The 24,400-nt window shown below is 62.3% G+C and carries 20 protein-coding genes and 3 tRNA genes; 19 read left to right on the top strand and 4 right to left on the bottom strand.

Annotated features, from left to right (window positions below):
• Positions 1-37: 37 nt before the first annotated feature.
• Complete coding sequence (locus ACFMO7_RS10015) at positions 38-745, top strand: succinate dehydrogenase iron-sulfur subunit (protein WP_069803256.1); 708 nt, start codon at positions 38-40, stop codon at positions 743-745.
• Positions 746-999: 254 nt separating this feature from the next.
• Positions 1,000-1,917 carry an alpha/beta fold hydrolase gene (locus ACFMO7_RS10020; protein ID WP_376795347.1) on the top strand — a complete coding sequence of 306 codons (918 nt, stop codon included), beginning with the start codon at positions 1,000-1,002 and terminating at the stop codon, positions 1,915-1,917.
• A 2-nt stretch (positions 1,918-1,919) separates the two neighbouring features.
• Here ACFMO7_RS10020 and ACFMO7_RS10025 read toward each other — a convergent pair whose 3' ends face one another.
• The gene (locus ACFMO7_RS10025) at positions 1,920-3,563 is read right to left on the bottom strand and encodes a molybdopterin-dependent oxidoreductase (protein WP_376795366.1); all 1,644 of its coding nucleotides are present in this window, start codon (positions 3,561-3,563) and stop codon (positions 1,920-1,922) included.
• 485 nt (positions 3,564-4,048) lie between these two features.
• Here ACFMO7_RS10025 and ACFMO7_RS10030 point away from each other — a divergent pair, with 485 nt between their 5' ends.
• The 12 genes from ACFMO7_RS10030 to ACFMO7_RS10085 all read left to right on the top strand — a co-directional run bounded on the left by ACFMO7_RS10030 (position 4,049) and on the right by ACFMO7_RS10085 (position 15,709).
• Positions 4,049-5,119 (top strand): ROK family protein, encoded by a 1,071-nt coding sequence (locus ACFMO7_RS10030; protein ID WP_376795348.1) that lies wholly within the window; start codon positions 4,049-4,051, stop codon positions 5,117-5,119.
• A 71-nt stretch (positions 5,120-5,190) separates the two neighbouring features.
• The gene (locus tag ACFMO7_RS10035) at positions 5,191-5,949 is read left to right on the top strand and encodes a TlyA family RNA methyltransferase (RefSeq protein WP_376795349.1); all 759 of its coding nucleotides are present in this window, start codon (positions 5,191-5,193) and stop codon (positions 5,947-5,949) included.
• A gap of 499 nt (positions 5,950-6,448) precedes the next feature.
• Entirely contained in the window at positions 6,449-8,065 is a 1,617-nt protein-coding gene (locus ACFMO7_RS10040; protein WP_376795350.1) for a benzoate-CoA ligase family protein, read from the top strand.
• A 108-nt stretch (positions 8,066-8,173) separates the two neighbouring features.
• The gene (locus ACFMO7_RS10045; RefSeq protein ID WP_376795351.1) at positions 8,174-9,016 is read left to right on the top strand and encodes a hypothetical protein; all 843 of its coding nucleotides are present in this window, start codon (positions 8,174-8,176) and stop codon (positions 9,014-9,016) included.
• Complete coding sequence (locus tag ACFMO7_RS10050) at positions 9,013-9,621, top strand: NUDIX hydrolase (protein WP_376795352.1); 609 nt, start codon at positions 9,013-9,015, stop codon at positions 9,619-9,621. Before ACFMO7_RS10045 ends, ACFMO7_RS10050 begins: the two co-directional genes overlap by 4 nt.
• Positions 9,622-9,886: 265 nt before the next feature.
• Positions 9,887-10,654: a response regulator transcription factor gene (locus tag ACFMO7_RS10055; protein ID WP_376795353.1), complete on the top strand. Its 768-nt coding sequence runs from the start codon at positions 9,887-9,889 to the stop codon at positions 10,652-10,654.
• Complete coding sequence (locus tag ACFMO7_RS10060) at positions 10,651-12,261, top strand: sensor histidine kinase (protein WP_376795354.1); 1,611 nt, start codon at positions 10,651-10,653, stop codon at positions 12,259-12,261. Before ACFMO7_RS10055 ends, ACFMO7_RS10060 begins: the two co-directional genes overlap by 4 nt.
• Before the next feature lie 216 nt (positions 12,262-12,477).
• Positions 12,478-12,897, top strand: a complete 420-nt coding sequence (locus ACFMO7_RS10065) for a MaoC family dehydratase N-terminal domain-containing protein (RefSeq protein WP_376795355.1) — start codon at positions 12,478-12,480, stop codon at positions 12,895-12,897.
• Positions 12,898-12,952: 55 nt separating this feature from the next.
• Positions 12,953-13,034, top strand: a tRNA-Leu gene (locus ACFMO7_RS10070).
• Between the two features lie 130 nt (positions 13,035-13,164).
• Positions 13,165-13,246 (top strand) — tRNA-Leu (locus tag ACFMO7_RS10075).
• Positions 13,247-13,340: 94 nt separating this feature from the next.
• A tRNA-Val gene (locus tag ACFMO7_RS10080) sits at positions 13,341-13,414 on the top strand.
• A gap of 645 nt (positions 13,415-14,059) precedes the next feature.
• Entirely contained in the window at positions 14,060-15,709 is a 1,650-nt protein-coding gene (locus tag ACFMO7_RS10085; RefSeq protein ID WP_376795356.1) for an acetolactate synthase, read from the top strand.
• Positions 15,710-16,244: 535 nt separating this feature from the next.
• Here ACFMO7_RS10085 and ACFMO7_RS10090 read toward each other — a convergent pair.
• The 3 genes from ACFMO7_RS10090 to ACFMO7_RS10100 all read right to left on the bottom strand — a co-directional run bounded on the left by ACFMO7_RS10090 (position 16,245) and on the right by ACFMO7_RS10100 (position 19,230).
• On the bottom strand, positions 16,245-16,904 hold the full coding sequence (locus tag ACFMO7_RS10090; protein WP_376795357.1) for a LysM peptidoglycan-binding domain-containing protein: 660 nt from the start codon (positions 16,902-16,904) through the stop codon (positions 16,245-16,247).
• Positions 16,905-17,382: 478 nt separating this feature from the next.
• Positions 17,383-18,552, bottom strand: coding sequence for an ABC transporter ATP-binding protein (locus ACFMO7_RS10095; protein WP_376795358.1), 1,170 nt, complete (start codon positions 18,550-18,552; stop codon positions 17,383-17,385).
• Between the two features lie 408 nt (positions 18,553-18,960).
• A complete protein-coding gene (locus ACFMO7_RS10100; protein ID WP_376795359.1) occupies positions 18,961-19,230 on the bottom strand; it encodes a helix-turn-helix transcriptional regulator in 270 nt (89 codons plus the stop codon).
• A 592-nt stretch (positions 19,231-19,822) separates the two neighbouring features.
• On the opposite strand from ACFMO7_RS10100, the gene ACFMO7_RS10105 reads away from it, so the two are divergent.
• From ACFMO7_RS10105 to ACFMO7_RS10125, 5 genes are all read left to right on the top strand, one after another.
• Positions 19,823-21,076 carry a Gmad2 immunoglobulin-like domain-containing protein gene (locus tag ACFMO7_RS10105; RefSeq protein WP_376795360.1) on the top strand — a complete coding sequence of 418 codons (1,254 nt, stop codon included), beginning with the start codon at positions 19,823-19,825 and terminating at the stop codon, positions 21,074-21,076.
• A 336-nt stretch (positions 21,077-21,412) separates the two neighbouring features.
• Positions 21,413-22,264, top strand: a complete 852-nt coding sequence (locus ACFMO7_RS10110) for a sulfurtransferase (RefSeq protein ID WP_376795361.1) — start codon at positions 21,413-21,415, stop codon at positions 22,262-22,264.
• Positions 22,265-22,735: 471 nt separating this feature from the next.
• Positions 22,736-23,092 carry an NADH-quinone oxidoreductase subunit A gene (locus ACFMO7_RS10115; protein WP_376795362.1) on the top strand — a complete coding sequence of 119 codons (357 nt, stop codon included), beginning with the start codon at positions 22,736-22,738 and terminating at the stop codon, positions 23,090-23,092.
• A gap of 68 nt (positions 23,093-23,160) precedes the next feature.
• Complete coding sequence (locus ACFMO7_RS10120) at positions 23,161-23,685, top strand: NADH-quinone oxidoreductase subunit B (protein WP_376795367.1); 525 nt, start codon at positions 23,161-23,163, stop codon at positions 23,683-23,685.
• A gap of 181 nt (positions 23,686-23,866) precedes the next feature.
• Positions 23,867-24,400, top strand: a 534-nt coding sequence (locus ACFMO7_RS10125; RefSeq protein WP_376795363.1) for an NADH-quinone oxidoreductase subunit C, incomplete at its 3' end; no start/stop codon positions are given.

Here is a 24,400-nt window from a genome sequence, read left to right on the forward strand (position 1 = left end):
TCCAGGGAGACGCTCGCTCTATGACAGGTGAGGTGCTATGAAAGTTACCCTGCGCATTAAGCGCTTCGATCCCGATAAGGATGCGAAGCCCTACTGGGCCGAGTATACGGTGGAAGCCAGCCCCGTCGACCGCCTGCTGGACGCGCTCAACACGATCAAATGGACGATCGACGGCACGTTGACCTTTCGCCGTTCTTGTGCCCATGGCGTCTGCGGCTCCGATGCCATGCGCATCAATGGGCGCAACCGTCTGGCCTGCAAGGTCCTGATCCGCGATGTGGGCGAGAAGGTAACGGTTGAGCCGATGCTCGGCTTCCCGGTCATCAAAGATCTGGTGGTCGATATGGACCCCTTCTTCCACAAGTATGAGTCGATCAAGCCCTATCTGATCACCTACGACAACGAGCCGGGAACCGAGCGCCTGCAGAGTCCCGAGGAACGCGCGCGCTACGACGAGGGGACCAAGTGTATTCTCTGTGGGGCCTGCACTGGCTCGTGCCCTTCGATTTGGGGCAATCCCGACTGGGTCGGGCCGGCAGCCATTGTTAACGCTCACCGCTTTATCTTCGATAGCCGCGATCAGGGCACGGCTGAGCGCCTGGCGATCCTTGGCCAGCGCAACGGCGTCTGGCGCTGCCGAACGATCTTCAACTGCTCTGATGCCTGCCCACGTGGCATCCCTGTAACCGATCTGATTGAGCAGGTCAAGCGCGCGATCATCTACGGTGATCGCAATATTGACTAGTGCCGCTCGGCCAGCGGTGGAGATAGCTCCGTCGCCCGCTCACTTCTGAAAACGGATGGGCGGCGATCAATGATCAGCGCCCAGCCCAACGGGTACCGAGGGTCTGCCGCTCTCGGGACCCGCGAGCTGGGCCGCTTTCTCTGACGGTGAAGAGGGCGCGGCCACGCGCCCGTTGCTTCTGGCCTGTTTGCCTGTCTGTCTTCCTGCCTGCCTGGATGACTGCCGGCTGCAGGCTGGCGAGGAGTATTGATGCTATGCCTCCTGTGACGACCGAAGAGGAACGAGCTTCCTGGGAGCATCGTTTCATCACGGCCAACGGTATTCGCTTCCACTATGTCACTCAGGGGCAGGGGCCGCTGGTGCTCTTGCTGCATGGCTTTCCGGAGTTCTGGTACTCCTGGCGCTTTCAGATTCCCGTGCTGGCTGAGGCTGGCTACTGCGTTGTGGCTCCCGATCTGCGCGGCTACAATGAGAGCGAGAAGCCGCGGTGGGGTTACGATCTGCGTACGCTGGCGCGCGATGTGGCGGCCCTGATTGTCGCCCTGGGCTACGACCGGGCCATTGTGGTAGGCCACGACTGGGGCGGAGTCATCGCCTGGCAGGTGGCGATGCGCTATCCCGAGCTGGTCGAGCGCCTGGTGATCATGAATGCTCCTCATCCTGCGGCCATGCTGCGTGAGCTGCGTTCCCTGAAGCAGCTGCGCATGAGCTGGTACATTTTCGCCTTCCAGCTTCCCTGGCTGCCGGAGTACGTGCTCAAGCGCAATGGGGCCAACGAGATCGGCAGAATGCTGCGTGGGAGCGCCGTCCAGAAGGAGGCTTTCCCGCGTGCCGTCACGGCCCACTACCAGGCGGCCATGAGTAAGCCCGGAGCTATCTCGGCGGCTCTCGCCTACTATCGCCAGTTCGTGCGCGATCTGCCACGCGCGCTCTGGCGTCGTCAGTTAAGGGCCTTGCCCCGCATTCAGGCCCCGACACTGCTGATCTGGGGCCTGCAGGATATTGCTCTCAGTGTCGAGCTGACCCACGGTCTGGAGCCGTACGTCGCGCAGTTGCGTGTCTGCTATCTTCCCGAAAGTGGACACTGGGTTCAGCAGGAGCAACCCGAGCAGGTCAATCGCCTGCTGCTCGACTTTCTGTCGAGCGAAGAGACCCACAAGGCCGGCGCCTGAGATCAGGAGACGATGACGGTAATCGTATGGTAGCCGGAGGCGCCATCGGGCAGGGGCGGAGCCGGCCGCGGGTCCTGGACGTTGCCCTGGAGATCGATGGCGCGCGCCGTGATGCTATAGCTGCCGGCCTGAGCTGGCACGCGCCAGGGCAGTTCCCATAGTACCCAGGTGAGCGCCGATAAGGGACGCTTGAGCGTGGCGCGCTGCCAGCTCTGCCCAAGGTCGAAGCTCACGTCAACCTCGCTGATGCCGCGCTCTCCCGAAAAGGCCACGCCGGCAATATAGGTCAGGCTGCCGGCCTGAAGGCGGCTGCCGTCGAGGGGGGTATCGATGCGGCTCGTCATACGGATCTGGGCCTCGTCGCTCCAGCCACGCTGCTGCCAATAGCCCTGATAATCGTAGTCCACAACCTCGATGCGCGTGATCCACTTGGCGTGCTTCATGCCGTAGATGCCTGGAACAAGCAGACGGGCCGGGTAGCCGTGGCGCGTCGGCAGAATCTCGCCGTTCATGCGCACGGCCAGCAAGGTCGTCGGCTCCAGGGCCTTAACGAGATGGAGGCTGTCGCTGTAGTCATCGGCGCAAAAGAAGACCACCTTCGTCGCCCCTGGCAGAGGGCGCGCGCGCCCCAGAAGGTCTGCCAGCGCTACCCCCTCCCAGAGGGCGTTGCTCATGTAGGGTCCCCCAACCTCATTGCTGATGCACATCATCGACTCATACTGGCGACGCATGGGCAGCCTCAGCAGCTCGGCATAAGTCAGGGTGTAGGGCCGCTCGACCTTACCACCGATCGTGAGGCGCCAGCTCTCGCCGTCGACTACCGGATCGGCCAGCAGGTTCTTGGAGACCACATAGTATTGGTCGTTGGGTGTAATTTCCGATGAAAGATGAGGGACGGGTACGATAGAACCATAGTTAGGCTGGGGAGGAGGCACAATGCGGCTTCTGAAGCCGCGCACGCTGACGGCGGGAGCATGGGCACCCTGGGTAATAAAGCGAAAGACAAAGGCCGCCAGCAGGCCCAGGCCACTGACAATCAGGCCGCGGCGCAACAGCATCTGGCGCCGCTCGCGTAGCGCGGCCCGGCGCTCTTCCTGGCGCTCGCCGCTGGCCGTGAGCCAGCGATAGGCCGGGGAGAAAAGCAGGGCAAAGACCAGGCCACTCACGGCCAGGCTCCCCATGCTGTTGAACCAGCCAATGCTCAGGGAGGCTCCAAAGAGGCCGGAGCCGGTCAGCGGCAGCACCACCAGACCGGCCACTAGCCAGAGCAAGGCCGCCAGAACCAGACCGTCGACGAGCCGCGGCGCCTGATCCGAGGTGAGCGGCCAGCGACGACGAACCAGCATATAGAGGCCACCGCTGGCCGCCAGAACCAGGCACTGGCCAAGGAGCACGCAAACCAGCAAGTAACGCTTCGCCTCGTCTCCAATCAGTTGCTGCAGAAACTGGAAAAGAGACAGCGGCATCAGCGCTGTAATGGTTGCCCCTACCTGCTCCGGCAGAGAAACGCCGTGGGCGAAAGCGCTCAGCAAGAGCATACAGCCCGAGGCGGCAAGCCCGGCCAGCAAAGCGGCGCCGGAGCCGGCGGCGAAGGTCTCCCGAGCCGAAGCTCTGCTGGGAGAAGAAGAGGGATTGGGCATAGCCATCGTCAAATGAAACAGCCCTTTCTAGCGCGAGCGTGGAAGGGAGAGCTTTTCATCCAGGGAAGCCCCTCAGCGCTGGCAGGTCTTCCCTTTGCGGGTCGCTTTCCTGGCCCCGCCTTATTGATTGTAAGGCGGGCCCCGTCATCGATGCTACACGTTTAAGGGAAGCGCCATTGACAGTCTCATAGCAGGCATGGACTGTAGAAAAGGTAGAAGCCTCAAGTAATCGGGCAGAGAGGGAAAGCAAGCTCAGGAGAAGGGTCACTTGTTGCTTGCCTGCAAATGGAGTATCATCTATGCCGAATAGCGCTCCCCCTGTCTGCCCAAGCCGCACCCGAGGTGTAGCGTGCGTTCCGCTCGCTGGCTGCTTGGAGAGGCGGGAGCACACACGGTTGTCAGTCGCCCCTCTTCCTGTTCCTGGCGTCCCGGGCGAAGGGACAGAGCAACAACCGACAAGTAAAAGACCATCTGCGAGGAAGCCGAGACTTATGCCAGAAGACCAAGTGATCACAGCTACGACGACAGCAGCGACAACAGAGACTGCGCATCTTCCCCTGGCCGTCGGCGTTGATCTGGGAGGAACGCAGCTTCGGGTGGCGGTGCTGCGCGGGGCCAGCCTGCTTTCGCGCGTGGGCCTGCTGACCGGCGAAGATGCCACGCCTGAGCGCCTGATTCCGCGCATCTGCGACGCCATTCGTCAGGCGCTGGCCGAAGCGCGGGTTGAGCTAGAGCAAGTGGCCGGTATAGGTTTAGGAGCGCCAGGCCCGCTCAACAGCAAGACTGGTGTCATCTACTCGCCGCCCAACTTGCCGGGGTGGGAGAACGTGCCCATCCGTGAGATTCTGCAGAGAGAATTCCCCGTGCCGATCCTGATTGAGAACGATGCCCATTGCGCGGCCCTGGGCGAGTACATGTTTGGAGCGGGGCGCGGCAGCGAGGACATGGTCTATATGACCGTCAGCACGGGAATCGGCGGCGGGATTATCTGCAAAGGCCGTCTGTTGGAAGGGGCCGGGGGGACCGCCGGCGAGCTGGGGCATATGACCATCGACCTGCATGGTCCCCGCTGCAACTGTGGCAATATTGGCTGCCTGGAGGCCATTGCCTCGGGAACCGCCATTGCGCGGCGCGCCAACGAGGCCATCGCTGCCGGCCAGGGGGATGAGCTGCTGGCCTTTGCGCGCTCGCTCGATGAGCAGACGGCCCGTCAGCTACACCTGCCGGCTGGCACGGAGAAGGAGAGCCTCGAGCGTGTCAATGCTCGCACCGTCGGCGAAGCGGCGCGCGCTGGCATCGCTCTGGCGCGGCAGATCATCGGCGAGGCGGCTCGTGGCCTGGGCGTTGGCCTCGTGAACGTGATCCATGTCTTCAATCCGCGTAAAATTATTCTGGGGGGCGGCGTCATGCAGCTCGGCGACCTGATTCTTGGGCCGGCCCTTGATGTGGTCGAGCAGCGCGCTATGAAGGCTCCGCGCTCCATCGTCAGCATCGAGCTGGCCCAGCTTGGCCCCAACGTCGGACTGATCGGGGCTGGGACACTGATCTATTATCATGCCTGATTCCACCGCTGGGCTGATCGCGGCCAGCGGCGGAAGGGACCAGACACAAGGGGAAGACAGTCAGACTCGACATGGCGACAAAGAAGAAGGAACGTCTCGACGTGGCAATGGTGCGTCGCGGCCTGGTGCCCAGCCGTGAGCGGGCGCAGGCCCTGATAATGGCTGGGCGCGTCTATGTAGGGGAGCGGCGCCTGGAGAAGCCTGGCGTCCAGGTGCCCGACGACGCCCAGATCAGACTTGATCTGGCCGCACCCGAGCTGCGCTACGTTAGCCGCGGTGGGCTGAAGCTCGAAAAGGCCCTCGATGTCTTCGGACTCGACCCGCGCGGCCTGATCGCCCTCGACGTTGGCGCTTCGACCGGCGGCTTTACCGATTGTCTGTTGCAGCGGGGGGCGGCCCGTGTCTACGCCCTCGATGTCGGGCATGGACAGCTTGCCTGGAAGCTGCGCAGCGATGCGCGCGTTGTCGTCATGGAGGGGGTCAACATCCGCTACCTGGAGGCCCTGCCAGAGCGGCCGCAGTGCGCAACCATCGATGTCTCCTTTATCTCGCTGCGCCTGGTTCTCCCCTCGGTAGCGCGCTTGTTGACTTCGGGGGCCTGGGTCGTGGCCCTGGTCAAACCGCAGTTTGAGGCCGGCAAGCAGGAGGCCGATCGTGGCGAAGGCATTATCCGCGATCCGCGCGTCCATGAGCGTGTCTTGCGCGACCTGGACGCCTGGATTCCGGAGCATACCCCGCTGCTGCCCCGCGGCGTGATCGAGTCGCCTATTGCTGGCAGAGAAGGCAACAAGGAGTTTTTGATGCACCTTGTCTTGCCACCACAAAAGTGACGAGCGTGTAGGGTCAGAGAGGCTCCGTGTGCGCTCTCGCAGGCGAGGCAGAGGAAGGCCCGCCGGGGGCCAGGCCCTTGTCGCCGCCGCCGTTCTCGGCTGGGGAGAAGAGACAAGAGCAGGCTCAAAGGGCGAAGGAACGCCATCAGGGGCTGCCCGCCCGGTGGTAACAGCAATAGTCTGGGAAGGTCGGGCCGCAATCTGGTACAATAACAGCAAGGTAGAGGTATCCCATCCTGGGGTGACGCGCCAACCTTCTCCTGCTGGCGGGCCTTCATCGTCCTGCCACCGTGGGGGGGCCGAAGACGACCGTTCTCGGACAGGCAAAGGAGCATACCAGAGCAGCGCTGCTCGCAGAGATACAAGACGGCGGGCCGGGAAGGGAGCCGAGGCCCGCTCTGGTGGAGAAGAGACGAGGGAGGACATGAACGGATGGGGCGCGTCCGCCGGGGATAAGCCAGGCATCGTGTCGCCTGCAGGTGAGAAAAGAGGGAAGATCATGGAGATTCCTACGGTCAACGTGCCCGACCAGTTCAATGCGGCCAGCGCCTTTCTCGATGCCAATCTTGCGCAGGGGCGTGGTGGCAAGGTGGCCATCTATTACGAGGATCAGACCTTTACCTATGCCCAAGTGGCTGAGATGGCTAACCGCGTCGGCAATGGATTGCTAGAACTCGGCGTCGAGATGGAGCAACGCGTGGCCCTGCTGCTGCTCGATTCCCCCCCGTTCGCGGCGGCCTTCTTCGGAGCCATCAAGATGGGCGCGGTTCCAATCCCCATGAACACCATGTTGCGCCCCGAAGACTATGTCTACATGCTCAACGACAGCCGTGCCAGGGTCCTCCTGATCCATGCAGTTCTCTGGCCTCCGCTGCGACAAGTCCTGTCCCAACTGCGCTTTCTGCGGCACGTCGTCGTCGTTGGCCTGGAGGAGGGAGCGGCGGGCACAACGCTGCTGGCAGGTCGCCAGCGCGTAACCCTGCACGATTTCGAGACCTGGATAGCCCGCGCCTCGCCCTCGCTCAGTCCGGCCCCCACCAGCAAAGATGACAGTGCCTTCTGGCTCTATAGCTCGGGAAGCACCGGTTTCCCCAAGGGCTGCGTCCATCTGCAGCATGACATGACCTTCTGCCTCGAGTGCTATGCCAGGCCCGTGCTGGGCATCACCAAAGACGACATCACCTTTTCTGCGGCGAAGCTCTTCTTTGCCTATGGGCTGGGCAATGCTCTCTATTTTCCTTTTGGCGTGGGCGCCAGCACGGTTCTCTATCCTGGACGCCCTCTGGCCGAAGACATGTTCAAGGTTGTGGAGCGCTATCGGCCCACCATCTTCTACGGTGTTCCTACCCTCTATGCCAGTATGCTCAATGTGCCCGAGGCCGAGAAGCGCTTCGATTTCTCCTCGGTGCGCGTCTGCGTTTCTGCGGGCGAGTCGCTGCCGGCGGATATTTTGCGACGTTGGGAAGAGAAATTCAAAGTGCCCATTCTGGACGGGATCGGCAGCACCGAGATTCTACACATCTTTATCAGCAACCGCCTCGGCGATATCAAGCCGGGCAGCTCGGGCAGGCTTGTGCCGGGCTATGAAGCGAAGATTGTCGATGAAGAGGGCCGGCCACTGGGTCCGGGCGAGATCGGCAACCTGCTCATTCGCGGCGATAGCATTGCCGCCTACTATTGGAACAAGCACGAGAAGACTAAGGATACCATTACCGGTCATTGGATTCATACCGGCGACAAGTATTATGTAGATAGCGAGGGCTACTACTGGTACTGCGGGCGTGCGGATGACATGCTCAAGGTCAGCGGTCAGTGGGTGTCGCCTGTGGAGGTTGAAAACGTGCTGATCGAGCACCCCGCCGTGTTGGAGGCGGCGGTGGTTGGAGCCTATGATAGCGATCGGCTGGTCAAGCCCAAAGCCTTTGTCGTGCTCAGATCGGGCTACGAGGCTTCCGAGTCGCTGGCAGGTGAGCTGCAAAACTTTGTCAAGGAGCGCCTGGCGCCGTTCAAGTATCCCCGCTGGGTGGTCTTTGTCTCGGAGCTGCCCAAAACAGCGACCGGCAAGATCCAGCGCTTTAAGCTGAGGGAGACGGGCGAGACTGCCCCGCTCTCCTGAGCTAAGGTGCTCGTCTCGCCCTGGTCGGACTGGGGTGCTGCTGGCGCGCTGTGGGCGGGCCGGAGCTGCTTGCGCCGGCGGTCCGTCTCACCTATGACGGAGGGAAGAGTGCAACAGGCTTATCGTGCGCTGCGTATTCTGGCTGAGGCGCAAACGGTGCGCCTGATGTTGACGCCCGAGCCGTGTGCGCTGCTGCTGGACGAGCTGGCCAGCGCATGTGCGGCTCTCCAGAATGGGGGTGCGGGCCTGCTCTGCGTCATTCTCGACTTTGGCAGTGCTGGGCGGCGGGCGGAGCTGCCCGGGGTGTCAGAGAGTCGATCGGGCGCGGCAGAGGCCGCGAAGGTGCGCAATGAGGCCAGGCGTGCAGCGGCGCTCGTGCAGGCTGTACCGCAGCCGGTGTTGGCTGTAGTGCGCGAGTCGCTCTCGGAGGCGGCTTCGCTCCTGGTGCAGGCTGCTGACCTGGTCCTGGTGGCGCAGGAGGCCAGCTTTCTGGCCCCGAGCGGGGGCCTGCGCGGACTCGAGCGTTTGCCGGGTGAGCAGGCGGTACGGCTGGGCCAGGCCACCTGGTCTGCACCGGCGCGCCAGCTTGACAGGCGCCTGGAAGAGGTACTGGCCCTCTTGCGCCGGAGCAGCGCCACGGTTCTGCGCCAGGCCAAGGCCGCCGTGAGGCTGGGGATGCGCTGGCTCCCTCCGGCTGAGGGGCTAACCCCGTTGCCGTGGTTGGAGTCTGGCAGCTTCTCCCTACCCCTGCCTTCCGAGGACGAGGATGAGGAGAGTCGTCGTCTGCGCGAGAGCCGTGCGCGTCTAGAGGCCCTCCGCCGGGTCAACGCCTTTTATCTGGGCGAGGTCTCGCCTTCGCAGGAGGCTCAGGAGGGTCTGCGGGCTTTCCTGGAGAAGCGGGCGCCGCGCTGGCAGCAACGACGGGAGCAAGGAGAGCGCGAGAGAGCATGACGACGGATCACCACTCTGCCCGGCAGCAGCAAGAGTCAGCTCTGCGCCCGTGGGTGACGCGGGCCGCTGAGCGAATTCTAGATACGCCTTACCTGAAGGTGCGGCGTGAGGAGGTGCTGCTGCCGGATGGCACGCTTATCCCTGACTACTATATTATCGAGAATCGGGGCTGGGTGGGCATTGTGCCGCTTACACCCGATGGACGCTTCTTGCTCAATCGGCAGTACAAGCATGGCATTGGGCGGCAGGTACTCGAGTTTCCCGCGGGGGCCATTGATCCTGACGAGGATGATCCTCTGCTCACGGCCCATCGCGAGCTGATGGAGGAGACAGGCTACAGCGTGGTCCCGGAGAAGATCGAGCTGCTCGCCCATATGTATGCGAATCCTACGGGGGCGCAAACGCGCATCTGGTGGTATCTGGCACGCGATGTGGAAAAGACCGGTCAGCAAAAGCTGGACCCACGCGAGGTCATTGAGAATCTACTGGTAACTCCGCGCGAGCTGCTCGCCCTGATCCATAGCGGAGAGTTCGCGGTCCAGGGCCAGATCGCCGCCGCCTACCTGGCTCTGGAGCGCCTGGGGTACCTGCGGGCCTCCTTCTAAGGTCGAAGCATGGCGGGGGCCAGTTTCGGACCTGGCTCGCTCAGGCCCGACGGCCCCCGGTCTTTTTGAGGGCTGGCTGTCTTTGGAGACAGCTCCTGGCTTTCCTCCTCCCCTGACCTGCTCCAATCAGGCTTCGCCTGGCTCCTTACAAAATCTTTACAGATTATTGCTGGTTTTCTCACCCTCCGGCGCTATGCTCTATATGCTATAACTTAGTGGATACTTCCTACCTGTTAGTAGAAGAACAGGACAGGACAGGTGGGTTATGAAGATCCTGATTATAGAAGATGAGAACAACATTGCGCAGCTCATTCGCCTTTATCTGGAACAGGCTGGCTATGAGGTGGTCATAGCCGGTGACGGGGCGGCGGGGCTGGAACTGCATGCGCGCGAGAAGCCCGACCTGGTGATCCTGGATCTGATGCTACCGGCCCTCGATGGAATGGAGGTCTGCCGCCGCATCCGCGCCTGGGCGGACACCCCTATCCTGATGCTGACGGCGCGGCAAGGGGAAGAGGATCGCATTGCCGGGCTAGAGCTGGGCGCAGACGACTATCTGGTCAAGCCCTTCAGCCCGCGCGAGGTTGTCAGCCGGGTGCGGGCCATCTTGCGGCGCACCGCCCTGGCTGGGGCCCATCGAGCTGGGGCCACGGCGGGGAACGGCGCCGAAGGCAGCAGCGGCGAGCAAGGTCGGCCAGGGGGTGAGCGAGAGCACGAGCGAGAAGAGCTACGCTTCCCAGGTCTGGTCATCAACATTCCAGCGCGACGCGTCGAGGTCAACGGACAGCGTGTTGCCCTGACGGTCAAAGAATTCGACCTGCTGGTCGTACTCGCCTCCTCACCCGAGCGCGTCTTTACGCGCGAGGTCTTGCTCAACAAGGTCTGGGGCTACGACTATCTGGGCGATGGGCGCACGGTCGATGTCCATATCGGTACGCTGCGCAAGAAGATTGAGGCGGTGCCAGGGGCGCCGCGTAACATCAAGACCGTCTGGGGGGTTGGCTACAAATTCGAGCCAGAGGCGTCCGCATGAATGGATCGGCGACCAGCACCTCGCGGTTACCTTCCGCGCCCCAGCCGGAGCGAGTGACTAACGGGCTACCATCCTTGAGCCTGCGCAGCAAGCTGGTCCTCAGCTATCTGGCGGTCGCCCTGGGGGCGATTGTGGTGCTTGCCATTGCTGTGATCGCGGCTGTCTACAACTACTACTATACAGCTCAGATTCGGCAGTTGCAGGACGCAGCCCAGACCTACGCCCGCGGCGTGGAGGACTTCTACACCTATCAGCTTGGAGGGCGGTGGGGACCATTTTCGCTGCGCTTCCCCGTGCCCGCGCTCCTGGTGATCGTTGACCAGAACGGCCATCAGCTCCTCTGCAACCCGCCGGCTGGCTTTGATAACCAATTCTGCTCTGACTCGACCATTGCGCAGTCGGTAGCGCGGGCTTTGCAGGGTCAAGAGGTCGATGGGCACCTGGAGAGCAGCGGTTTTAAGGGTCTGTATGTCAGTGTCCCCCTCTATGACGAAAACAGCAGCGGCCACCCGCTCATTGGGGCCTTGCTGATCGCTCAGCCCGAGGCGTCACCGCAGCGCTTTCTGAGCAACGTCACCCAGGCGATCCTGCTCGCTGGCCTGCTCATTGGCGTGGCCGTCATCATCTTCAGCCTGCTGCTAGCGCGACGGCTGACCCATCCCCTGGAGTCGCTGACCGCCGCCGTGGAGCGGATGAAAGAAGGCGACTACTCGCAGCGCGTCGATCCACCGCCGGCTCAGGATGAGCTGGGACGGCTGGCCCAGACCTTCAACGACATGGCCGATCGCATTGAGGCCGATGTGGCCGAGCTACGTCGTCAGGACCAGATCCGTCGCGATATGATCGCCAACATCGCTCACGATCTGGCCACTCCTCTCACAGCCATTCAAGGCTTCAGCGAGGCCCTGGCTGACGAGGTCATTCAGGAACCGGGGGCGCGTAAAGAAACGGCCCAGCTCATTGCGCGCGAGGTCCAGCGTCTGCGGCGCCTGGTGGCGGACATTCAGCATATGACTCTGCTGGAGTCTGGCCGGGCCCGGCTGGATCTGGCCCCGCTCGATCTAGCCGTACTCGTCGATGAGACCCTGGCCGTCATCGAGCCTGAATGCTCACAGGCCGGCATTACTCTGCAGAACGCCATCGATCCCCAGACGCCGCCGGTCCTGGCCGATAGCGACCGCATCACTCAGGTGCTGCTCAACCTCATCGATAATGCCCGCCGTCACACCCCTGCCGGCGGCAGCATCACCGTGGGGGCCAGGCGCCTGGGGCGCATGCTGGAGGTCTGGATACGCGATACCGGGGTGGGCATCGATCCGATCGACCTCCCCCACATTTTTGAACGCTTCTACCGCGCCGATCGGGCCCGCAGCGGAGGACGCGGCGGCAGCGGCCTGGGCCTGACCATTGTCAAGGCTATCGTGACAGCCCACGGCGGGACGGTGGCCGCGGAAAGCACCCCGGGCAAGGGTACCTGCATCCGCTTCACCCTGCCGCTGGCCCCCGGCCAGGAGGAGCAGAAAAGTTCTTCGGGGTCGGGACCCGGGCGAGAACGACGCGATAAAAGTGGGCGGCTCTTGCCTCACGCCTGGGGGTATAATACATAAAAGAGCCACCAGGGTTGGGCACGGTATGGCGGCGGGCGACGGCGGCATACCCCTCTGCCCATGCCGTGCCCGCTGCCGCGACAGTGCCCGGCTGGCATGCCGCTATCTCGACTGGATCGTTGCAGACCGGACTCGGTTCGCTCAGTCCAGTCTCGCTCACTCAGGCTGAACAACTTTCCTCACCCACCAAGGAGAGGAGAAAGGAGCGCCTCACTTATGGCGATCGACGCGAGCTTGATCGGCAAGACCTCGGCCCCCCAGACCTTCGAAGTCACGGAGGAGGCCGTGCGGCGCTTTATGGAAGCTACGGGAGACCCCGCTCTGGAGCGCCAGACTCCCCTCGTCTATGCTCCCCCTACCTTCCCGACGACCTTCCGCCTGCGTCCCCCAGAGCTGCAGATCGATCCCTCACAGATGCAGCTACTGCATGGCGAGCAAAGCTATAGCTACCAGCGACGCCTGCGCATCGGAGAGCAGGTGACCTGCGTGGCGCGCGTGGCCGACGTGCGCGAGCGCAGTGGACGCTCCGGCCCAATGACCTTTGTGATCCTGGAGATCGAGGGGCGCGATCCTCAGAACCAGCTCCTCTTTACGTCACAGGGCACCCTGATCGTGCGTGCGAAAAAGCAAGGCTAACCGTTGACAAATCTCAGGGGTCAGTATACAATACAATGCGGAATCTATGAGAGATGCCCTCGTGGCGGAATGGTATACGCAGCAGGTTGAGGGCCTGTGCCCGTAAGGGCGTGGTGGTTCGAGTCCACTCGAGGGCACCCTCATCTGTATAGCTCCTATCCGACTGGCGAGCGGCAGCTCATCCAAAGCCTCGCTCGCCAGCGGAGAGCGAGCAAGTACCCTTCTCTCCTCTTCCGTTCTTTCTTTTCTTCTTTGCAAAGCAATGATGCCCTCGTGGCGGAATGGTATACGCAGCAGGTTGAGGGCCTGTGCCCGTAAGGGCGTGGTGGTTCGAGTCCACTCGAGGGCACCGTGACTATGGTGGCAGGTCAGGAAGAGGCGGATAGGCGAGGCCGCCTCTTCCTCCTTCCTTGCCTTGTCAGCTTGATGAGGTCCAGCCAGTTGGGCGACTAGCTCAGTTGGGTAGAGCGGCTGCTTTACACGCAGTAGGTCAGGGGTTCGAGTCCCTTGTCGCCCACTCTCCTCGCTTTCCTTTTCCTTTGTCTTTCCTCTTCTCTCTTCCCTTTCCTGACCACCCGGCTCCCTGTTCCTCCTCTTTTTTAATCCGATCTGGCAGGTGGCTCAAAAAGCTGCGGTCCTGGCTGCCTTGCTCTCTTCCCCGTTCTCGCCTCAGACTATCCCCAGGATAGGGAACCGTTCGTTTACAAGGGCCTCCCTTGCTGCCTGTGGCCCGCGCTGCGTCGATCTTTCCTTCCGGTTCAGAGCCTGACCGCTCGCGCCGCCTGGACGCTCTGGGCGGCTCCATCAGCCCAGTCCACTGCTGCTGTCGGAACGGCCCTGCTCTCGGCGCACGAAGGGCTGTTAGCGCGCTACATTGTCAGAGAAAGGAGCGGGCGCTATCATTCATCTTAGCAGTGCTGATGGGCGAAGCCGCGGCCCGGCTGCTTGGGGAGTTGGCTCGTCCCCCTGTCGGACTGGAAGGTGCTCGCTCGTCTGGGATAGAGGTGTGCTGGGCCGCACCTGCTGCGGCAGGGCGGAGCGGAACGAGGTGGGACGGAAAAGGCGGCCACGGTGGGGAGGCCGGTGAGCGGGCCAGCAGCTTTTCTGAGGCTGGCAGAGAGAAGCAACCGAGCAGAGTTGCTCAAGACAAAGGAGGCGAAACGTGAGTATCACGCATGGTGGCTGGCTGGTTGCCAAGGTTCTCAAGCGCGAGGGAGTTGAAGTTGTCTTCACCCTCAGCGGGGGGCATATCGCGGCCATCTATGATGGCTGTCTCCGTGAAGGCATTCGCGTCGTAGACACTCGGCACGAGCAAGCGGCAGTGCATGCCGCCGAGGGCTGGGCCAAGTGCACGCGCCGGCCAGGGGTCGCCTTATTGACAGCCGGTCCCGGGGTCACCGATGGGGTGACCGGCGTCGCCAATGCCTATCTGGCGGGCAGCCCTGTCCTCATCATCGGCGGCGCGGCTCCGCTCAGTCTCTGGGACCGCGGCGCATTGCAGGAAATGAACCAGATTGACCTGCTGCGACCAATCACCAAATGGGCGCGCACCGTCCATGAAACTGGGCGCATTCCCGAATATGTGGCCACTGCCTTTCGCCAGATGCTCAACGGGAAGCCGGGTCCCGTCTTTCTAGAGATTCCGATGGATGTCCTCAACAACCTGGCGGATACCGACAACGTCACCGATCCAGGTGAACCGAGCAGCTATCGCCCGGCGGGGCCTGTGCAGCCGACTCCGGACCAGATCGAGCGAGCCGCCGCTCTACTGGAGCAGGCTGAGCGCCCGGTCATTATGGCGGGAAGCGCCGTCTGGTGGTGTGAGGCCTCTGAGGCCCTGCGCGAGCTGGCCGAGCGCATCCAGGCCCCGGTCTATCTGAATGGGGCCGGACGGGGGTGTCTGCCTCCCACCCATCCCCTCTTTTTCAGCGCCTCGCGGCGCAAGGCCCTGGAGGGAGCCGATACCATTCTGGCCATTGGGACGCGCATGGACTTCCGCCTCAATCATGGGCGACCGCCGCTCATTCCCGCTGAGGCCCGGCTGATCTGGTTCGATCTGGCGGGCGAAGATATCGGGGTCAACCGTGGGGCTGAAGTGGGATTGGTGGGCGATGTCGGCATCGCCATGCGTCAGGTCGCGGCGGCCTGCAAAGCCTATAGCGGTGAGCGCGCCTGGCTGCGTTTTGTGCGCCAGGAGGAGACCAAAGCCTGGGAGCGCGATGCGCCGGCCCTCAACTCCGACGCTGTTCCCATCCACCCGATGCGCCTCTGTAAAGAGATTCGTGACTTCATCGATGAAGAGACCACGGTCATCGGCGACGGAGGCGACATCGTCAGCTATGGCGGGCGGGTCATCAACGTCTATCGACCTGGCTACTGGCTGGATGCCGGGCCGATGGGAACGCTTGGCACCGGCACCGGCTTTGCCATGGCGGCCCAACTGGCCCGTCCAGGGAAGCGCGTCCTCATTCTACACGGAGATGGGGCCTTCGGGCTGAACGGCATGGAGTTCGAGAGCATGGTACGCCACAAACTGCCAGTAGTCTCGGTGATCGGCAACGATGGCGCCTGGGGCCAGATCAAGCATCCCCAGAAGGCGCTGATCGGTCACGCCACGGCAGCGGAGCTGGCGCCGGGCATTCGCTACGACAAGATGGTGGAGGCCCTGGGAGGCTACGGCGAGCTGGTCGAACGTCCCGAGGAAATCCGTCCCGCCCTCGAGCGCGCTTTCGCCTCCGGCCTGCCAGCCTGCATCAACGTGCTGATCGACCCCGATAAGCCCTACAGCCGTTCAACCAACGTCGCCGTCTAGCCGACCCCTCCCCTCCAGCCGGCCAGCCAGACCCGGACGGGCCGGGAGCAGTGGAAGCAGGCGGCCTCGGATGCCAACAACAAGGAAAGCAGACAAAGGGAGAGCGGCGAGGACGATGTCCACCTGGCCAGCGTCTGGCCGGCGTCGTCTTCGCCGCTCCGCTTCATGCCTGGGGCGAGCGCTCTCCCAACTCCTGGCTCTGGAACGACCCTTGATCCCCCTGCAGGGAGGGAAGGGGCCAACCACCAGGTGGGGGCGCCGCGCCTGCCAAGATACTCCTCTTCTGATACGTGTGAGCGCTCTGTTTGGGAGACGGACGAATCCTACTGCTTGCTTCTCTCGGACTGGCCTCCGCCTCTCTTAAGGCTTTCATCAAGCCGCCTGCCAGTCTGGGCAGCCTGGCGCTTCGACGCGGCTGGTTGAACGACTGGCGGACGTGAGGCGGATGGACCACCAGGTCCTCTCTTGTTGCTTGTAGCTGCCGCCGATCTCTGCGCTGCCTGTCAGACTGAGCGCAGCCGCGGCCAAGGCCCGCCTAGGGCTGGCAGGACCATTCCCGCCAGGAGAACCCATCGCGCGCAAAGACCTCGTAAGCGGCGCGGATATTGGCCGCCGCGTTATAGGGCGAGTAAGCCGCCTGCGAGGTAGTAGCCCAGGTGCTGGGCAGGAACTGGAAGAGACCCGCCGCTCCAGATGAACTGTTGGTCGCATACGGGTTCAGCCCCGACTCGCACTGAGCAACGCTGAGAGCCTGCCCTCCATAGGAGCCGAAGACCTGATAGATCATCTGCGGGATCGAGCCACTGACGCTCTGAGAAGAGGCACTGGTGGCCACACTGCTCTGAGTTGTCTGGCTCTGGCTCTGGACGCTCACCGAGGTCGCGTTGCTGTTCCCCTGACCAGGGATGCAGACCTGCTGCCCCGGGAAGATCAGGTTCGGGTTGGCGATGTGGTTATAGGAAGCCAGCGTCTGCCAGCTCGTGCCATAGCGCACGGCGATCCCGCTGAGGGTGTCGCCTGAGACAACGGTATAGCAGCCACCGGCGGCCTGGGCGTGGGCCCCCTGGCTGCTCAGTGTGAGCAGGGCGCCGGCCAGTGCAAGAGCCAGCATCAGGCTGGCGACAAACTTCGTGAAGAGACGACCTCCCTTGTTCTGCTGTTCACACCTACGAATGTCCGTATGTAGTAACTGCATGTAACCCCTTCTGACAAAACCTACAAGTCTCCCCAAACAGCGGCCTCTGGCGGGCAAGATAGCCACAGCGACCAGCCACTGGCAGTCTGACGGCCTGCACCGCACCTTTCTTGCTGGCTGTAAAGGCCAACAGACTGGAGACAACCGGCCAGCCCGGCAACCCGCCGGAAGCTCTGGCGTCCCCGCAGGGCACAAAGTTGCTCCCTTAGGGAGCAGCCAGCCGGCGCGGGAACACGCATATGATAGCATGAGCTAAAGTGAGACATGCAAATACTCTTTGAAACATAGCCAAAACTGGCTATTGCAGTGCTAAAGCAAGCATGCGTAACAATGATGGGGAGACTATAGATGATGGACCGACTATTTGTGCAGAAGCCAGGGGCCAGGAAAAACCAGGATTACCAACGAACGGGGAGGGGGGAGCGTTTCAGGTGAGCGGGTCCTGGTCGGCCTGAGAGAAGGAGGATCATGGGTGAATTCACAGATAGGCGCGGGCCTCGGTTGCCTTGAAGCCGGCGTAGACGTGGCTGCCCTCATGTAGCTCCAGGCGCTGGAGGGACTCTTCAGTGATCTCGGCGGTGAGGGGAGGAAGGGAGGGATCGATCGCTATGCTCACGCGTACGCGGCCATCGTGAGCCGGGCCTTGGCCGGCGCTCAGCGGCAGGATCTGGACGATCTCGCCGGCGAAGAGATTGCGGGCCGAACCCTCTGGCGGAGTGCGATAGAGCGTGATACTGCGGGGGTCGACCACCACGCAAGCCTCATCGGCAGGACCGGCCTCTGCCGATTCGCCCTCGTCCAGGATGGCGCTGACCTGCCAGGGGTGGTGAGCGCCGTTAATAGCCAGCGTGCAGAGGGACCCGGCCTCGCGCGTCACCAGGCGTCCGCGCAAGAAATTCAGTCCGACCAGCTCGGCGATGTAGGCCGAGCGTGGGCGCTCTAGCAGCTCGCGTCGGCTCCCCTGCTGGATCACCTGACCGTTGTCAAGGACCAGAATCTGATCGCCGAAGAGTAGCGCCTCGAGATGGTTATGGGTCACGAAAATAGTGGTAATCCCGATCTCGCTCAGCAGGCGGCGCAGCTCCTGGCGCACCTCGCGCTGAGTCTGGACATCCAGAGCTGCCAGCGGCTCATCGAGCAAGAGCAGGCGTGGCTGAAGCACGAGGGCGCGGGCCAGGGCGACGCGCTGCTGTTGTCCGCCCGAGAGCTGGGCTGGACGGCGCCCGGCCAGACCGCTGAGGCGCATCTGCTCGATTGCGGCCTCTGTGCGCCGGCGGACTTCCGGGCCAGGCAGACCCTGGGCTCGGAGACCAAAGGCGATGTTCTCGAAGACCGTCAGGTGTGGAAAGAGCAGGTAGTCCTGAAAGACGTAGCCAATGGGCCGCTCCTGGGGAGGGACGAAAAGACCCCTCTCGCTGTCGAAGTAGCAGGTGCCGTCAAGGATCATCTGCCCTCGCCTGGGGCGCAACAGGCCGGCCAGCAGGCGCAGAACCGTCGACTTGCCGGCTCCGCTCTCGCCGAGTAGAACGGTGGTGTGGCCAGCCTCTGCCTGCAGGCTAATCGTGAGACGAAAGTGGCTTGCCCGCTCCGCCGATGAGCGTCGCCCCGGCTGGCCCGCGAGATCAACCTCGAATCTGGCAGTCAACATACCTGTAGGTAGTATAGGCGAAGGTCTGCCGTTCCGCAAGCACTCGACTCGGCCTGGCGGTTCCGGCCAGCTACAGAATGAGAGGCGCTCCGGCTGGTCGTTGCCGGGTCCCGCTGCCTGGGTGGTCTGGAGTGGTATATGTGGTAGGATACACAGTATCGTCTTTCATCTGGTTCAATGAAGAAAATCGATAAGAAACGCCCTATTGGAACGAGAAGATGAGCCGATAAAGAAGAGTAGAGAGGGGGAGCGTCCGAAGTGTACAGTGAGCCGCTGCCACTTCTCTCCTCTCCTCAGCCTGTGCCTCCCGTGTCTCCCGACCTGCCGACCTCCAGGACGCTCCCCGCTCTCCCTGTGGGAAGGGGCGTGCATCGGCGCGCCCCTTCCCCTTTGTTCTGCCTCCGGGGGTCACCTCCTCCGCCTGAGTGGCCTGGGATAGCCCAGCTCTTCGGGAGTGGTCCCGAGCACCTCGCACAAAAGCAGAACATTGGCGACCCGCGGGCACTGCTCTCCCCTCTCCCAACGCGCGATGGTGCTGACGTCTGGGGCGCGCTGGCCTGGGCTGCGCTCCCCGGCTTGCCCATCCATGCGGCTGACAAGCCCTTCGCGCGTCAGGCCCAGCTCTTCGCGCCTCCGCCGGATATTCTGGCCAAAACGCACCCATGAAGGATTCTTCATTGTTTTCCTCCTTAAGGAGGTAGTGGGATGAAATTTTGAAAAATATAAAATCTGTGATGTTTTTGCGCTGCAAGAAAGACGCTCCTTTCCTGTGGGGGACCTCTTGTCGGAGAAGCCCAATCGGGTGGCGTGCTTTTCTTGCATGTGACAATGCTACTCACATTGTGAATAGCAAGTTATCACATCGCAAATAACATGTTTCTACTTCGATCGAGGTAATCCTAGAGCAGAGGAAAGATTTTTTACAGTGCGTTTTGGAGTTGCAGATCAACTCGGGGAAGAAGATCGCAGAGCTACCTCTTTGTTAGCATGGTGCTAACCAGGCTCGCGAGTTGGATAGGGCAACCTTTCTAATCCATTATGGGAATATTTCTAACTGTAATTAATCAACGCAGGCTGCTCTTGGGAGAAAGGTACCGGGGGAGGCGAGCCTGTCCTCTCAGTCCGGTGGTACCGGCGGAGTGCCTACAGGGTGCCTGGCCGGCGGGCTTCACGCGGGCCATATGAGCTATCTCACAGCAGCTATTGTCGAGCTATGTTATGCTAATCCTGCAGCGGGAACGAGCGCAGTTCCTTAATGAGGAGAAAGCCCATGCTGAACCGCTTCCGTCCAGCCAAGCGGCCTGGACATCCCAGCTATTCAGAGCGAGCCTGCTGGCCTCAGCGCTATCGAAAGGGAGTCCTGAGTGGCATACTGCTGCTGCTGCTCTGCCTTGGCCTGGTGGCCTGTGCCACTCCCTTTGGGGGAGGAAGCCAGGCCACGCCGACCGCCGGAGCGGCCACGCCGACGGCGGGAGGGGCCACTGCCACAGCCACGCAGAGCGTCCTCCTGGGTCCCCGCCCTTGTCCCACAGCAGTCCAGTCGCCCGCCTACTGGAGCGGCATCGTGCACACCGTGGCGGGCGTCACGAGTGTTGCGCGTGTCCAGTGTGCCAACCTCATGGGCACGCCGGAGCTGCAGGCCCTGGTCACCGTGACTCACCAGGGGGGACATGCCCTTGACGTCCATGTCTATACGCACATTACCAACCCCAACCCGCAGCAGATCTTTCAATTGCTCAATCTCTACGACGGCGATGCCGTCATCAGCGGTTACAACACCGTTCTCACCGCTGAAGTCAACCAGAACTCGGCCCTCAACCGGGGGCGCAGCCCTGCCAACTACCAGCGCGACCTTTTCCGAGAATTCAAGTGGTCCGACGCCCAGCAGACCCTGGTTCAAATTGCCTTTCCGGGTTTCTTTCCCGACCTGACCCGCTATCAGGCTGAAGCGGATCAGGCGGCAGTCAACCAGGGGCATGATCCCTGGAAGCTGGACGCCATCAAGGTGGCCCAGGCCCTGGCCGCCTCGTCCTCCTTCTTCAATTGGGGGGCCGACGCGCCGGCGCGCCTCATCAGCGGCGGTGGTCAGCACGATCTCAACGCCGTGGTTGAGGTCAAGAGTCTGCACCCTGGAGGCAGCACCATTCGCGTCAGCATGAGCCGGCTGGAGTCCAACACCAACGGCGGCATCTGGGAAGTGACCGACGTCAGCAGCCCGACGCTCTCCATCAGCTCGCCGACCTCCCTGGCCCGGCTGCACAGTCCCACGACCGTTACCGGGCGAGGCCCCGCCTTTGAGGGCGTCATTGGCAGCCTGCGTCTGCTGGATCATCTCTACAACCAGGTTGGCCAGGCCCAGGTACGCGGCGCCAGCGGGAATGGCGCTACCACCTTCTCGACCAGCCTGAGCTACACGACCGACTTCAGCGCCGGAGCACAAGAGGGCCTGCTCATGCTCTCGACACCGAGCCAGGCCGACGGCTCGATCGCCACCGGCACCCTGCTCAAAGTCCTGCTCACCTGACGGTCAGCACCCCACGCGTCACCTCCTGTCGATGGCCGATGAGAGGAGCCAGGAGGCCAGATCTAGCAGTGCAGCGGCGGCCTCGCTCCTCTCCTGCTCCTTCTCTCCCTGTCCTTGCTCGCTGAGAGCGAACCGGCCCAGGCCTCTCTCCTGTAAAGGACCTCCCTCCTCTCTCGCCTACCGTCGTGACCTGTTTGTCCGTGACCGGCAACAGATTGCCCTATTGGCTGGAATAAAACTGGCTCCCTCGTCCGTTACTAATAAGAGAAGAGACTTTGTTGAGTATGTCGCTCAACAAAATCAAAAATATTTCAGGCAGCAACATGGAGGAGATCGATGGCAGAAAACAAAGGCTATGCCCATCCAGAAGTGCTGGTAGATGCGGACTGGGTTGAGGCTCATCTCAACGATCCCAAGGTGCGGCTCATTGAAGTAGACGTCGACACCAGTGCCTACGAGCAGGGGCACATTCCTGGGGCCATTGGCTTTAACTGGCAGAAAGAGCTACAGGACCAGGTGATCCGGGCCCCGATTGGTAAGGAGCAGCTAGAGGACCTGCTCAGCCGGGCGGGCGTCAGCAACGACACCACGATCGTGCTCTACGGTGACAATAACAACTGGTTTGCCGCCTGGGCCTTCTGGCTGCTCAAGTACTACGGGCATAGGGATGTGCGCCTGCTTGACGGAGGGCGAGCCAAGTGGGTTGCCGAGAAGCGGGCTCTGACCACGGAGGTCCCGAGCTATCCGCGTACGGAGTATCATGCTGAGGAGCCGCATCGCGAGGTGCGGGCCTTGCGCGACGAGGTGCTCAGCAAGCTTGGCAACAACCAGGTAGCCCTGGTTGATGTGCGCTCGCCGGGCGAGTACAAAGGCGAGCTGCTGGCGCCGCCCAACCTGCCGCAGGAGGGGGCTCAGCGCGGCGGACACATTCCGGGGGCCAAGAACATTCCCTGGGCCAGCGCAGTGCGCGAGGACGGCACCTTCAAGTCTGCCGATGAGCTGCGGGCCATCTACGAGGGTCAGGGCATCACGGGCGACAAAGAGGTTATCGCCTACTGCCGCATTGGTGAGCGCAGCAGCCACACCTGGTTTGCCCTGCGCTACCTGTTGGGCTACCCCAACGTGCGCAACTACGACGGCTCCTGGACCGAGTGGGGGAGCCTGATCGGCGTACCCATCGAAAAGTAAGAGCAGACAAACCACAAACACACGTCCCTCCTGTATCCAGAGCTGGGACCGCGGAGGCCGCCACCGCGCAAGGGGGCGCGAGGGCGATCCGCGGTCCCACTGTCTTCGCGCTCTCCTCTCCCTTCTTTATCCGCCCGGTGGCTACCCGCCCCTGTCCGCTGACTGTCCTCTCGCTTGCCCTGCCTGGTCCTCGCCCGGGTTCACCCGGGTGCTTCTCTCTCGCTCTCGAAGCGGGCAAAAAAGCTTTCCATTCGCTTATTGTTGCTTCTGTCATCATGGCAATGAGAGGAAGCGGCGGTGGGTAGGAGCGGGCGCATCGCCGTGGGCTGGTGCCAGCCGGCCCAAGTGTTTGACAGCCTGGACATGCTGTGCTACCATACAAACTGAAGTAGTGTATAAATAACACCAGGTACCAGCGCCGGTACCCGTGGCAACGCGCAAAGTATTTACTGAAAATAAAGGACATCCACGATGGGCGATCCTCTCCCCATTTTTCTCATGGTGGGGCTGGCGCTCCTCTTTGGGTTGTTGGTCATGGCGGCCACGGCTATTCTGGGGCCGAAGAAGCCGACGCCGGAGAAGCTGGCGCCCTACGAATGTGGCATACAGGAGATTCAGGCGCCGAAGCGGCGCTTTCCTGTCAAATATCTTCTGACAGGGATGCTTTTTATTGCCTTTGATATTGAAATTGTCTCATTGTATCCCCTGGCCGTTCTCTTAAAGGATCAGCTGAAGACGCTGGGCCTGATCGAGCTGCTGATCTTCTTCGTGATCCTGATGATCGGCTACATTTACGTCTGGCGAAAAGGGGCATTCACATGGGAGTAACCAATCCCTGGGAACCGGTACAGACCTTTTCCAACACGCAGACGCCGCGCCGTCCGCGCCAGGTGCCGATGCGCACTGGCGAATTTGGCATTTTGACGACGCAGGTCAGCAAGATCATCGAGTGGGGGCGAAGCTCGTCGCTGTGGCCGGCGCTCTTTGGTCTGGCCTGCTGTGCCATCGAGATGATGGCCACCAGCGCCGACCGCTTTGACATTGCGCGTTTTGGGGCCGAGGTCTATCGGGCCTCGCCGCGCCAGGCCGACCTGATGATCGTGGCGGGCCGCTGCTCGATCAAGATGGCCCCTGTGCTGCGCCAGATCTACGATCAGATGCCTGAGCCGAAGTGGGTGATCGCCATGGGGGCCTGTGCCTCCTGCGGCGGCGTCTTCAATAACTATGCCATCGTCCAGGGTGTGGACAAGATTGTCCCGGTCGATGTCTACATTCCGGGCTGCCCACCCACGCCCGATATGCTGCTCTATGGCTTCAACGAGCTGCAGCGCAAGATTCGCGAAGGCATCCCGAATCCTCCCGACCCGCTCAAGGAAAGCGGCTTGAGGCTGCCTGGTCCCACCGAGGAGCGACCTGGCTGAGAGCAGTCGGAGTGAAATAGGCAGGAGGAGGTCCGCTTCCTCGACCCTCCCTGACCGGGCTAGCGGGCCTGGCTGACCCGCGGGCGCGGGCCGGGGCAGGGCGGCGTAAAGCGCGTGGTGTGGAGTGGTGGGGGGAGGATGGGAGCAGCACGGGGAAAGCGAGGCGAAAGAAAGAACGATCATGGATACATTTGCCGAGGCTGCCGTAGCAGCCCTACGCGAGCGATTCCCCCAGGCGGTGGTAGAGACCAGCGAGCACCGTGGTGAGCTGACGGTCGTCCTAACCACCGAGCACCTGGTCGCTGTCTGTGACTATCTCAAGCGGCACCATCACTATACCTTTCTCTCGACGATCACCGCTGTCGACTGGCTGGAGCGCGTGCCCCGCTACGATGTGGTGTATCAGTTGCTCTCTCTGCCGCGGCGAAGCACGCTCGCGCTCAAGGTGCGTGTGGGTGGCAAGCGTGAAGAGCACCCGCAGGTGCCATCGGTGACCGCTGTCTGGCCGGCGGCTAACTGGTACGAGCGCGAGGTCTATGATCTGTTTGGCATCATCTTCAGTCATCATCCCGATCTGCGCCGCATTCTGATGCCGAGCAACTGGACCACTCACCCGTTGCGCAAGGATTATCCGCTGACCGGCTTCGATCTGCCTGAACCACACTGGGGCGGTCAGGTTCCCTATGACGTGGACCCCGGCGTTGGCCGCCAGACC

This window comes from Thermogemmatispora sp. (assembly GCF_042408735.1).
GTDB lineage: Bacteria > Chloroflexota > Ktedonobacteria > Ktedonobacterales > Ktedonobacteraceae > Thermogemmatispora.